The organism is Salegentibacter maritimus (assembly GCF_016236975.1).
In the GTDB taxonomy this organism is placed as follows: domain Bacteria; phylum Bacteroidota; class Bacteroidia; order Flavobacteriales; family Flavobacteriaceae; genus Salegentibacter; species Salegentibacter maritimus.
Genome location: NZ_JAEHNY010000014.1, coordinates 54,360 through 66,274 on the forward strand (window position 1 = coordinate 54,360; position 11,915 = coordinate 66,274).

Annotated in this window: 11 protein-coding genes; 7 read left to right on the top strand and 4 right to left on the bottom strand. The window is 36.2% G+C overall.

All coding sequences use genetic code 11. The features are described from left to right. The 4 genes from lptC to I6U50_RS14265 all read left to right on the top strand — a co-directional run bounded on the left by lptC (position 1) and on the right by I6U50_RS14265 (position 4,268). Positions 1 to 573, top strand: a complete 573-nt coding sequence (lptC, locus tag I6U50_RS14250; protein ID WP_193711298.1) for an LPS export ABC transporter periplasmic protein LptC — start codon at positions 1 to 3, stop codon at positions 571 to 573. Next, on the top strand, positions 566 to 763 hold the full coding sequence (locus I6U50_RS14255; protein ID WP_193711297.1) for a hypothetical protein: 198 nt from the start codon (positions 566 to 568) through the stop codon (positions 761 to 763). The genes lptC and I6U50_RS14255 overlap by 8 nt, the downstream gene beginning before the upstream one ends. Further along, positions 763 to 2,052, top strand: a complete 1,290-nt coding sequence (locus I6U50_RS14260) for a hemolysin family protein (RefSeq protein WP_198639335.1) — start codon at positions 763 to 765, stop codon at positions 2,050 to 2,052. The genes I6U50_RS14255 and I6U50_RS14260 overlap by 1 nt, the downstream gene beginning before the upstream one ends. Before the next feature lie 95 nt (positions 2,053 to 2,147). Next, entirely contained in the window at positions 2,148 to 4,268 is a 2,121-nt protein-coding gene (locus I6U50_RS14265) for a peptidylprolyl isomerase (RefSeq protein WP_198639336.1), read from the top strand. 212 nt (positions 4,269 to 4,480) lie between these two features. On the opposite strand, the gene I6U50_RS14270 is transcribed toward I6U50_RS14265, so the two are convergent. Continuing rightward, complete coding sequence (locus I6U50_RS14270) at positions 4,481 to 5,398, bottom strand: GYDIA family GHMP kinase (protein ID WP_198639337.1); 918 nt, start codon at positions 5,396 to 5,398, stop codon at positions 4,481 to 4,483. Next, entirely contained in the window at positions 5,398 to 6,747 is a 1,350-nt protein-coding gene (locus I6U50_RS14275; protein WP_317192036.1) for a hydroxymethylglutaryl-CoA reductase, degradative, read from the bottom strand. Before I6U50_RS14275 ends, I6U50_RS14270 begins: the two co-directional genes overlap by 1 nt. 150 nt (positions 6,748 to 6,897) lie before the next feature. Between I6U50_RS14275 and I6U50_RS14280 the strand changes: the two genes are divergently transcribed. Beyond that, positions 6,898 to 9,069 (top strand): S9 family peptidase, encoded by a 2,172-nt coding sequence (locus tag I6U50_RS14280; RefSeq protein ID WP_198639339.1) that lies wholly within the window; start codon positions 6,898 to 6,900, stop codon positions 9,067 to 9,069. Positions 9,070 to 9,084: 15 nt separating this feature from the next. After that, the gene (locus I6U50_RS14285; protein ID WP_198639340.1) at positions 9,085 to 10,698 is read left to right on the top strand and encodes a peptide MFS transporter; all 1,614 of its coding nucleotides are present in this window, start codon (positions 9,085 to 9,087) and stop codon (positions 10,696 to 10,698) included. Between the two features lie 133 nt (positions 10,699 to 10,831). On the opposite strand, the gene I6U50_RS14290 is transcribed toward I6U50_RS14285, so the two are convergent. After that, complete coding sequence (locus tag I6U50_RS14290; RefSeq protein WP_198639341.1) at positions 10,832 to 11,017, bottom strand: hypothetical protein; 186 nt, start codon at positions 11,015 to 11,017, stop codon at positions 10,832 to 10,834. 10 nt (positions 11,018 to 11,027) lie between these two features. Next, entirely contained in the window at positions 11,028 to 11,180 is a 153-nt protein-coding gene (locus I6U50_RS14295) for a bacteriocin (protein ID WP_198639342.1), read from the bottom strand. 169 nt (positions 11,181 to 11,349) lie between these two features. On the opposite strand from I6U50_RS14295, the gene I6U50_RS14300 reads away from it, so the two are divergent. Beyond that, complete coding sequence (locus I6U50_RS14300) at positions 11,350 to 11,892, top strand: thioredoxin family protein (protein WP_198639343.1); 543 nt, start codon at positions 11,350 to 11,352, stop codon at positions 11,890 to 11,892. Positions 11,893 to 11,915: the final 23 nt, after the last annotated feature.

Sequence of the window (11,915 nt, forward strand, 5' to 3'; positions counted from 1 at the left end):
ATGAGTATAACATACAAGGAAATAATAACAGGCATTGTCACGCTAATAGGCGTGACAATGCTTTTTTCATGTCAGGGTAATTTAAATGAAATTAGAGCCCTGGATATAGAGGGTGATGCTCCGCAAGCCATTGCCGAGGGAATTAATCTAAAATATACCGATTCCGGTAGGATGGTGGCTAATTTAAAAAGCCCTAAAATGATGGATTTTAATAATAAAGAGTTTCCGTACCGTGAGTTTCCCGACGGATTGGAATTGGAAATTTACGATGAAAATAATGAGAAAAGCACGGTTACCTCAGATTACGGGATAATTTACGATGGTACCAATCTCATAGATTTACAGGGAAATGTGGTGGTTTTTACCGCCGATAGCATGCGGCTTGAAGCTTCACAATTATATTGGGATCAAAATATAAACTGGATTTTTACCGATAAACCTAATACCATAAAATTTCCTAATGGAGCGCTTAACGAAGGTGAAGGTTTTGATGCTAATCAAAATTTCGGTAATTTTCGATCGCGAACCAATGTAGGGGTTCAAATAATAAAAGACGATAAACCCGATGAGTAAATATTTTAAATATTTTGAATACGCTTACTTATTTATAGCAGCTTTTTTTCTTTTTGAAAGTTTTAGAATTTGGGATACAGAGCGCAGTAGGGCCTATTTATTTATCTTTTTTGTGGTAATATCTATCTTTATGTTTTTCTTTAAAAGACGATTTAGGCGCAAGATTGAAGAGCGTAATAAGCAGGAATAATGGAAGCTGAAATTCTTATAATTATTCTTTCCCTAATTTTGTCTGCTTTCTTTTCCGGGATGGAGATTGCTTATATTTCTTCCAATAAAATTTATATTGAAATTGAAAAGCGCCAAAATGATTTTTTGGCAACTATTCTTAAAAGGTTAACAAGAAAGCCTTCAAAATTTATAGCTACCATGTTGGTGGGGAATAATATTGCCCTGGTGGTTTATGGCTTTTTTATGGGAGACTTATTAATGAATTGGCTTCAGGGGCTTCAGCCTTTAAACAGTGCCTTTTTAGAATATTTGGTGGTCGATTTAAGTTTATTTACACAAACCGTGATCTCTACACTGGTTATTTTACTTACTGCTGAATTTCTTCCGAAGGTGTTTTTTCAAATTTACGCAAATTCTATGCTTAAATTTTTTGCCATTCCTGCGTATATCTTTTACATACTTTTTAGTTTCGTTTCTTCTTTTGTAATATGGGTTTCCGACGTTATTTTAAAAAGATTTTTTAAAACCGAAGGAGATGAGGTGCAATTAGCTTTTAGTAAAGTTGAATTAGGTAACTTTATCAATGAGCAGATGGAGACGGTAGAGGATGATGAGGAGGTTGATTCTGAAATTCAAATTTTTCAAAATGCTCTTCAGTTTTCAGATATTAAAGCCAGGGAAGTGATGGTGCCTAGAACCGAAATTGTTGCTGTAAATCAACACCTGGCACCTAAAGACCTTGTGGAAACTTTTACCGAAACAGGACTTTCTAAACTTTTAATTTACAACGAGACCATAGACGATGTGATTGGCTATGTGCATTCTTTTGAGCTTTTTAAAAAACCCGAATCTATAAAGTCTATACTTTTGCCGGTAGTTTTTGTACCGGAAACAATGTGGGTAAAAGATGTTTTAAACAATCTTACCAAAAAGCGAAAAAGTATTGCGGTTGTAATAGATGAATATGGGGGTACCAGCGGAATGATTACGGTAGAGGATATTGTGGAAGAGCTTTTTGGAGAAATTGAAGACGAACATGATGCCGCCGTACTTACCGAAGAGGAATTGGGAGAAGGGCATTATAAATTTTCAGCAAGATTAGAGGTAGATTATCTTAATGAGAACTATAAGCTGAATATTCCTGAAGGGGAGAATTACGAGACCCTTGGGGGATATATTGTAAACCATACCGAAGAAATTCCCCGACAAGATGAAGAATTACAGATAGATAATTTTTCATTTAAAATATTGGAAGTTTCCAATACTAAAATAGAATTAATAGAATTAAAAATAAAGTCGGCAGATTAAATAAGGATTAGTTAGTATTTTGCTAATTATAAGTTTTATAATTAGGTTAAAAACATTATTTTCGCCCACTATATTTTGATAAATAACAACTACAAATGGCAGTATTAAATAAAATCAGACAGCGTTCTGTTTTCTTGATCATCATTATTGCATTGGCACTTTTCTCTTTTGTGCTTGCCGATGTAATACGTAACGGAGGCTTTTCTTCGCAAAAAGACCAAAACACCATAGCAACCATAAATGGTGAAGAGGTGAGTAGGGAAGATTTTGCCCGGCAGGTAGAAGGTTTTCAACGCCAAATGGGGGCAAATGTAAGTACCAGCCAGGCTGTAAACCAGGTTTGGGAACAAACCCTTCGTGAAACTATTCTTAAAGAAGAGCTTGAAAAGCTTGGCATTAGAGCTGGTAAAGCTCAAATTAGAGAGGTGATGCGTACACAGATGGGAAGTAATCCTGCCTTTAGAAATGAAGCTGGTATGTTTGATGAAAACCGGGTGCGTGAATATATTGCAAGCTTAAGGTCTACACAGCCGGAGGCATACCAACAATGGCTACAAATGGAAGAAAATATGGGCGATATTGCTCGTCAAAATATGTATTTCTCAATGGTAACTGCCGGGATTGGCGCAACTATTGTTGAGGCTGAACAAGCTTACCGTTTTCAAAATAATACGGTAGATCTTCGTTTTGTTCAATTACCGTATTCTTCTATTTCAGATGATGAAGTAGAGGTGAGTAAAGATGAAATTAGAGCTTATATTAAAGATCATGCTGCACAGTTTGAAACCGAAGCTTCCAGAAATATCAGATATGTTTATTTTGAAGAAACAGCTTCAGATGAAGATGTAAAAGAAACAGAAGAAGCTTTAAATGCATTGTTGGAAAACCGTGTAGAATATAATGCAGTAACCAGCAGCAATGATACTTTAGCTGGATTTAATTCAACAACCGATTATGAAGATTTTGTAGAGGCAAATTCAGACCTTCCTTACGATAATAGGTTTAAATTCAAAAACGAACTGCCTTCAGAATTTGCTGATGAGCTTTTCAATTTAAATGAAGGTGAAACTTTTGGGCCATACCAACACGAAGGTTATTTTAAGCTTTCTAAATTGGTAGAAACCAAGCAGGTTCCAGATTCTATAAAAGCAAGTCATATTCTTGTGGCTTACCAGGGGCAACAATTTGCACCAGATGTAACCAGAAGCAAAGAAGAAGCTGAAGCATTGGCCGATAGCCTTGCTAATGTAATTAAAGGAAATAAAGATAAATTTGCTGAATTAGCAGTCGAATTTTCTTCAGACCGTTCTAACAATCAGGATGGCGGTGACCTTGGTTATTTTGGCCCCGGAGATATGGTGCCTGAGTTTGACACTTATGTTTTAAACAATAACAAAGGAGATGTTGGTGTTGTGGAAACCGATTTTGGTTACCACGTGATCCATATCGCAGAGCAGAGCCAAAGAGAAAAAGCAGTAAAAATTGCTACTATTGCCAGAGAATTAGAGGCATCAGAACGTTCCAGAAACAACCTTTTTAATGAAACTACTAAGTTTGAAATCGCGGCAGGAGAAGGTGATTTTGCTGAAGTTGCCAAAGAAGGGGACTACGATGTTAGAACTGTTAATAACGTAAAAGCTTTAGATGAAAATATCCCTGGAGTTGGACAACAAAGAAGAATTGTTCAGTGGGCTTTTGAAGACGAAGCTAACGTTGGCGATATAAAGCGTTTTGACATTCCTTCTGGCTATGTTGTGGCGCAATTAACAGCTAAGAATAAGAAAGGTTTGATGACTGCAGAAAACGCATCATCTAAAGTGCTTCCAATTCTTACAAAAGAAAAGAAAGCCGAAATTCTTAAAAGTAAAATCAATAGCGAAAACCTGGAAGAAATCGCTTCCAATAATAATACTATGGTGCAAACTGCAAATGCGGTTAGCCTTGGCAGCCCAACATTGCCCGGTGCCGGAAGAGAGCCAGAGGTAGTAGGATCGGTATTCGCTTTGGAGGCTGGCAGTGTAAGTAAGCCAATTGCAGGTAATAATGGCGTGTATGTAGTAGAGCTTGAAAGTAAAAATGAAGCTCCGGCAATGAATTCTTATAGCGGAATTGCCCAACAGGAAACTGCACAAAGAAGACAGAATGCTTCACAAAGACTTTTCGAAGCGCTTCGTGAAAAAGCAGAAATTGAAGATAATCGTGCAAGATTCTACTAGTAGAATAAGCTTTTAAATATACGGCCCCGGTAAAATTTTACCGGGGCTTTTTTATGCAGTTTTTTGAAGCAAATTTAAAATCTGAAATAAGCCTGCCTGAACGGCTTGGCAGGTTTAGCTTGTTAGTTTAAGATTTTTTTAATCCTAAATCATCCTTACTTTATTTTAGAGCCTGTCTCAAAAAAATTCCTGGTACTCTTTAGGAGCCATTTTTAAAGAACCATGTCTTCAAAAGCAAAAACTGTTTTAAATCCTTTATTATTAAAATATTCGAAAACCGCTTCTTCCTGGCCGGTAACCATCACGAAGTCTCCACCCCAGCCACCAAGGCTTTTTATAGCTCCAGGGAAGTCGGGAAAACGTTCTTGTTTTATTTTTTGGGTTTGTAGTACTTGCGATAATAAAGTCTCGTGAATATTGATTAGAAGCTCAAATTCGGTGAGGTTGTTGCACTTGGTGAATTGCTCGGTTAAGGAAGAGATTTTTTCGGTTAGTCCGCTTTTGTTCTCGTTAGGTAATGCTTTGTAGTGCGCAATGGCATCACGGCTGTTTTTCTTCTCGTTTAAATAAACGAAAAAGATATTTTTTGAAAAATTCGGATAAAAATTGGCTTTTAAAACCGAGGGCTTATCGTTTGTAAGTTGATAAGTAATAGCTTGCTTATTTTGTGCCGCTGCAATGTCGTAACCACTTCCTCCAAAAGTATTTTTAAGCAATTTAAAGGCATCAATTTCAAACCAATTCGCAATATTGTTAATTAGAGTTGAAGAAGTTCCCAGGCCCCAGTTTCTGTTAAAATTTAAACGAGTATTAACTTTAATTCCGCTTTTTTCGGTAGAAAATAATTTTGGGTTTAGTTTGTGCGCTTCGTTCAGGATTTCTACAAGTCTCGCCGAAACTTCCTGTTCTCCTTTAATACACTGAAATTTATTCTTGATAAACTCAAACTCTCCTTGAAACCATAATTTCCCCTGTTCATCAAAACTATTCCATGCTATATTTTTGCCTTCAGCAGGTGCAATTTCCAGAGATTGCCCAAATTTTGTGGGTATTGCGAGGGCTTTAGCTCCATCTAAAACAGCATATTCTCCGGTTATTAAAAGTTTGCCCTGGCTATAAAATTCTTTCATTACGAATTTCTTAGTTTTTTTAATTCTTCCACGGCACTGCTGTGCGTAACCGTATGTTTGGTGAAATGTTTCGTAAGGGTATTCTTTTCATCTTCAGTTGCACCGTGCTGATTTAAAATATTCATTAAATGCATTTTCATATGCCCCTGCTGAATCCCGGTTGTTGTTAGAGAATTAATAGCGGCGAAATTTTGAGCCAGTCCGGCAACTGCCACTACCTTCATCAATTCTTTGGCGCTGGGTTTTTGCAAAATATCCAGGGCCAATTTAACCAGTGGGTGCAGACTCGTTAAGCCGCCTACGGTACCCAGGGCCAGGGGAACTTCAATCCAGAATTTGAAAATTCCGTTTTCAAGGCTGGCGTGGGTTAAGCTGGAGTATTTTCCATTTCTGGAGGCATAAGCATGAACCCCCGATTCTACTGCCCTAAAATCGTTTCCGGTAGCCAGTACAACCGCATCAATACCGTTCATAATCCCTTTATTATGGGTTACGGCGCGATAGGGTTCTACTTCAGCGATATTTACTGCTTGTATAAATTTCTTCGCAAAATCTTCGCCGTTTATTTCTTTGTTTTCATTAAGCTCTTCTACCGGGCAGGATACTTCAGCTCTTACTAAGCACTCTGGTACATAATTAGAAAGAATGCTCATAATGATTTCTATATCTTTTTCTTCGGAAGAAAAATCGGTATAATTCTTAGCTTGATCCTGAAAGACTTCTGCGAATTTTTCCAGGCAGGAATTTATAAAATTTGCGCCCATGGAGTCTTTGGTTTCAAACTCGCAGTGTAGCTGATAGTAATTTGGTATTTCCGCAGTTTTGTCTTTTAAATTTATAGCTAAAACCCCGCCACCACGTTTTTCCATATTGCGGGTAATAGGCTTAGCAGCTTCTAGCAGTTTGGGTTTTACACTTTCAAAAAAGGATTCCAGGTTTTTTTTGTTTCCGAAGAAATTAAAATGTACCTGACCAATCTTTTTGGTATCGATTACTTCGGCTTTAAATCCGCCGCGACTACCCCAAAACTTAGCAGCTTTACTTGCTGCTGCTATTACCGAGCTTTCCTCAATGGCCATAGGAATTGCTAATAAATCTCCATTAATTAGGAAGTTTGGTGCCAGTCCAAAAGGCAGGTAAAAATTTGATAAGGTATTTTCGGTAAACTCGTCGTGTAATTGTTGCAACCTGGAATCTTCGTTCCAGTATTGTCTAAGTACAGCCACATCTTCCGGGCTGTTTTTAAGATAGGTTTCAGCAAGCCAGTCTATTTTTTCTTTTTTGCTAAGCCTGGAAAATCCACTGATAGGTTTTATCATTTTTGAAGCTAATTTAGAGGGAGCAAAGATACAATTGTTATTTAAGTGAATATGCTTTTCCTATTTTAGAAAAACGAAACCAATTACAGTTAACAGATTCTTAGTATTTAACACTGAAATACTACGCTTTTTGCTGAAATTTTAGTAAACTTGGCATTTAAAATTCATTCTATAAATTTTATGAAGTTCTCAAAAATTCTGGTTGGGTTGTTAATTGCGGCTACCTCAACTATTTACGCTCAGAATAAAGAGGTTAGCCTCGAAGAAATCTACGACGGCACTTTTAGGCAGGAACGTTTACAATCCCTTCAATCTTTAAATAACGGCAAAGAATATGTGGTTTTGAACCGCGACCGAAATGCGAACAGTACTAGCATAGATGTATATTCTTATAAAAGCGGAGAAAAGCTTAGAAGCCTTTTAAACAGTGACAATCTTAATGAGATTTCAGGTTTTCAGGGTTTTGCTCTTAGCGAAGAGGAAGATAAGATTTTACTTTCTACCAATGTAGAGCAAATCTACAGGCGTTCTTCACGCGGAATTTATTATATCTATGATGTAGAAGATAAAACGCTTACCAAATTAAGCGATAATAAAGTTCAGGAGCCTACTTTCTCTCCAGATGCCTCTAAAGTGGCCTATGTTTTTGAAAACAATATATATATCTACGATATAGCTTCAGGGAAAGAAACACAGGTAACTACCGATGGCGAAATAAATAAAATAATTAATGGGGTGACCGATTGGGTTTATGAAGAGGAATTTGCCTTTGTAAGGGCTTTCGACTGGAATAAAACAGGTACTCATTTGGCTTATTTGAAATTTGATGAATCTAAAGTTCCGGAGTTTTCCATGGATATGTATGGGCAGGATCTGTATCCTTCTCAGCACGTTTTTAAATATCCTAAAGCCGGAGAAACAAATTCTGAAGTTTCGCTTTATACTTATGAGTTGGCTGCTAACGAAAGTGAAAAAGTTGAACTTGGAGATTATGAAGATTTTTATATTCCAAGAATTAAATGGACGCAGGATCCTGAGATTTTAAGTGTGCAGGTGTTAAACAGGCATCAAAACGATTTGGACCTTATTTTTGTTGATGCTGAAGATAACGAGGCCGAAGTTGTGATGAACGAAACCGATGAGGCATATATAGACATTACTAACAACCTTACTTTTCTTGAAGACAATAGTTTTATTTGGACCAGCGAAAAAGATGGTTGGAACCATATTTACCTTTATGATGAAGATGGGGAGTTAGAGAACCAGGTCACCAAAGGAAATTGGGAAGTAACCAATTATTACGGTTATGATAAAGATTCAAAAAAGATTTTCTATCAAAGTACAGAAAACGGAAGCGTAAATCGCGATGTGTATTCTATAAAAATTAACGGGAGAAGCAAAACCCGTTTAACTGAAAAAGAAGGAATGAACAGCGCTGATTTTAGCGCAGATTACACCTATTTTATCAATTCTTACACAAGTACCGAGACTCCTTATGAGTTCACCTTACATAATGCGAAAAATGGAAAGCTTGTAAGAAAGATCAAAGATAATTCGGCTTTATTAGAAAAAGAAGCGGCTTATAATTTTGCTCCAAAAGAACTGAGTACTATTGAAGTGAATGGTAATGAGCTTAATATGTGGATGATCAAACCAAACGATTTTGATGAGAATAAGGAATATCCATTATTAATGTTTCAATATTCTGGTCCTGGGTCGCAGTCGGTTTCTAACTCTTATTTCGGTACTAACGATTATTGGTACCAGCTACTCGCTAACGAAGGTTACATTATAGCAACTGTTGATGGCCGTGGTACAGGGTTTAAAGGTGCAGATTTTAAAAAAGTAACTCAGAATGAACTCGGTAAATATGAGGTTGAAGACCAAATAGCTGCTGCAAAAAAGTTTGGTGAACTAGATTATATAGATGAAAACCGAATTGGAATTTGGGGATGGAGCTACGGTGGTTTTATGTCTTCTAACGCCATTCTTAAAGGAAACGACACTTTCTCTATGGCAATAGCAGTAGCTCCGGTAATTAGCTGGAGATTTTACGATACCATCTATACCGAAAGATATATGACCACGCCTCAGGAAAACCCCTCAGGTTATGATGAAAATTCACCAATTAATCATGTTGAAAAATTAAAAGGAGACTATCTTTTAATTCACGGGGGTGGAGATGATAACGTACATGTGCAAAATACCATGAGAATGGTTGAAGCTTTAGTACAGGCCAATAAGCAATTTGACTGGGCTATTTATCCCGACAGAAATCACGGTATTTATGGAGGTAATACAAGATTGCACCTCTATACATTAATGACCAATTTTATAAAAGAAAAACTATAATTGAAACTAAATAATATGGAGTTTAAATTCGGAGGATCTGAATATAATCAAAGAACAGTGCTAGGACATCCTTCTGGTTTATTTGTTCTTTTCTTTACAGAAATGTGGGAACGTTTTTCTTACTACGGAATGCGTGCCTTACTGGTTTTATTTCTAACAGCATCCATAATGGAAAATGGATGGGCCTGGGAAAGACAAGATGCACTTATCTTGTATGGATGGTATATTGGATTGGTCTATATTACTCCTATATTTGGGGGGTTGATAGCAGATAAATTCCTAGGTTATAGGCGTGCAGTTGTTTTGGGTGCATTAATTATGACTCTTGGCCATGCATCTATGGCGCTAGAAGGTTTTACTAATATTTTCTTCTATCTTGGGTTACTTCTTTTGATATTGGGGAATGGTTTGTTTAAACCGAACATTTCTTCAATTGTAGGTCAACTTTATAAAACCGATGATAAAGAAAAAGATGCTGGTTATACCATTTTTTATATGGGAATTAATGCCGGTGCTTTTCTCGGAATTTTACTTTGTGGTTATATAGGGGAAAAAGTAGGATGGCATTGGGGCTTTGGTCTCGCGGGAATTTTCATGTTTATTGGAATGTTACAGTTCTATTATGCCCAAAAGATTTTTGGGGAAATTGGTTTAAAGCCCAAGAAAAAGGATGATTATGTTGATGATCACACTGTAAAAGGAGAAGTGGAAGATAGTAAGGGTAAGCCAATTTTAGATGATAATTTTGAAAAAACAAATAAGCCAGAGCCTTCTCCTAAGGTTAAAAAAGATAGAGTAATTGTAATTTTAGTTTTTGCATTTTTTACAATATTTTTTTGGTGGGCTTTTGAACAGGCAGGGGGATCTATGACTATTTTTGCAGCGGATTATACTGATAGAGATCTGTTAGGTAGTCAGGCAGTAACTTTTAAAATAATTAATGCTGTTATTACAGTAATTCCCTTGCTGGTTATAACCTGGGTGCTTCTAATGCTTTTTAAGCAAACTTTTGGAAGGTATGCTAAATCCAATTTTTTTCTTGGAAGCAGTTTTGTAATAATATGGGGTATAGTTATTTGGATGTTATATAATGAATTTCAGGTGGACACCGCTGAAGTGCCGGCTTCGTGGTTCTCAGTATTAAACTCCTTATTTATAATATTATTTGCTCCTGTGTTTTCCAAAATTTGGGAAAGTAGGTTTAACCCTTCTGGTCCTGTTAAATTCGGGATTGGGCTGATATTACTTGGAGTAGGATTTGCATCTCTTGCTTATGGAGCTTTTGGAATTCCTCAGGGAGCTGAAACTGCTGCCGTAAGTATGATATGGTTGATTTTAGCATACTTCTTTCATACAATAGGTGAGCTTTGTGTTTCTCCCGTAGGACTTAGTTATGTGAGTAAATTATCTCCTCCAAAACTGGTAGGCCTTATGTTTGGAATTTGGTTTCTTGCCAATTTTATAGCTGGTATTCTTGGAGGTTATACGGGAGGGTATATTGATAGTATCTCGGAACAATACGGGTTATCGGTGTTTTTCTTAATCTTTACTCTTATTCCAATTTTTATGGGATTATTAATGGTGGCAATAAATAAATTCCTGATAAAAAAGATGCACGGAATAAGATAGAGGTTGAAAATTTTCTTATAATGATTTCTGAAAAATATATTTTCAATTTTATATTGTTGAAAAAATAATGGACTAAAAAAGGTGGAGCTTAAAACTCCACCTTTTATGGTTATTTCTAGGACTATAATCTAGATTACCTAGTGCATACGGTTGAACAATCACGTTCCATTCCGGCTACAAAGCCTTTTTTAATTTCATTGCCAATGTATGTTCTTGCTAACCATTTCGCACCTTTTACAACATACCCCCAATATCCTCCATCAATAGTCTTTATTTCTTTTTGAGATAATTCTATGGTTTTAAATTCTGCTAATTTCATATTTTTCTGTTTAAAATTTTCCATTATATTCATTCCATGTTTGCCCATCATGCTTTGGTGCTCTGCAACCGCAATTCCACCATGCTACTATTTCCTCAACGGCATCTGCTATTATACCGCCACCTTGGATTTCATTTAATTCTTTAGAATTTAGTTTTTTCATAATTATTTATATTTTAGAATTTGAATTTAAATATACATGTACTCACTGCACAATCCTTGCAGTAAAAAGATGAGATGATCTTGGATGAAAATTTACTTTTAGGAACGTTTTTTGTTTTCCTGTTAGGTTCAACATGTAAACCGACCAAGTGTTTAAAATAATTAGAACAATGCAGAAACTTACTTTTTTTATTTTCTTGATTTTTACCGTTCTTGGTGTGCAAGCCCAGGAGATTAACTGGATGAGTATGAACGAAGCTCTGGAAGCGCAGAAAAAGGAACCTAAAAAAATCTTTATGGATGCTTATACCGTTTGGTGTGGGCCATGTAAAATGTTAGACAAAAATACATTTAGCAACAGCGATGTAATTGAGTATGTAAATGAGAACTACTATCCTGTAAAATTTAATGCCGAGGGTAACGAGGAAATCAATTTTAAGGGTCAGGTGTTTAAAAACCCACAATACGATCCCGAAAAGAAAAAAAGAAGAAATTCACCCCACCAATTAGCAAGGGCTATTCAAATTACCGGATATCCAAGTTTGGTTTTCTTCGATGAAGAAGCTAATTTAATTGCTCCTGTTGCCGGTTATAGAACGCCAAAACAGTTAGAGCTATACCTAAAGCTCTTTGTGGGAGATGAATATAAAAAAATGACTTCTAAAGAAGCTTTTGCAGAATATCAGAAGAATTTTGAAGGTTCTTTCGAATAAATTATTTACAATTTAAGTGTTAG

Bases quoted from the DNA above. Each gene is read 5' to 3' on its own strand.
- lptC (WP_193711298.1), top strand. From the start codon at position 1: ATGAGTATAACATACAAGGAAATAATAACAGGCATTGTCACGCTAATA.
- I6U50_RS14255 (WP_193711297.1), top strand. From the start codon at position 566: ATGAGTAAATATTTTAAATATTTTGAATACGCTTACTTATTTATAGCA.
- I6U50_RS14260 (WP_198639335.1), top strand. From the start codon at position 763: ATGGAAGCTGAAATTCTTATAATTATTCTTTCCCTAATTTTGTCTGCT.
- I6U50_RS14265 (WP_198639336.1), top strand. From the start codon at position 2,148: ATGGCAGTATTAAATAAAATCAGACAGCGTTCTGTTTTCTTGATCATC.
- I6U50_RS14270 (WP_198639337.1), bottom strand. From the start codon at position 5,398: ATGAAAGAATTTTATAGCCAGGGCAAACTTTTAATAACCGGAGAATAT.
- I6U50_RS14280 (WP_198639339.1), top strand. From the start codon at position 6,898: ATGAAGTTCTCAAAAATTCTGGTTGGGTTGTTAATTGCGGCTACCTCA.
- I6U50_RS14285 (WP_198639340.1), top strand. From the start codon at position 9,085: ATGGAGTTTAAATTCGGAGGATCTGAATATAATCAAAGAACAGTGCTA.
- I6U50_RS14290 (WP_198639341.1), bottom strand. From the start codon at position 11,017: ATGAAATTAGCAGAATTTAAAACCATAGAATTATCTCAAAAAGAAATA.
- I6U50_RS14295 (WP_198639342.1), bottom strand. From the start codon at position 11,180: ATGAAAAAACTAAATTCTAAAGAATTAAATGAAATCCAAGGTGGCGGT.
- I6U50_RS14300 (WP_198639343.1), top strand. From the start codon at position 11,350: ATGCAGAAACTTACTTTTTTTATTTTCTTGATTTTTACCGTTCTTGGT.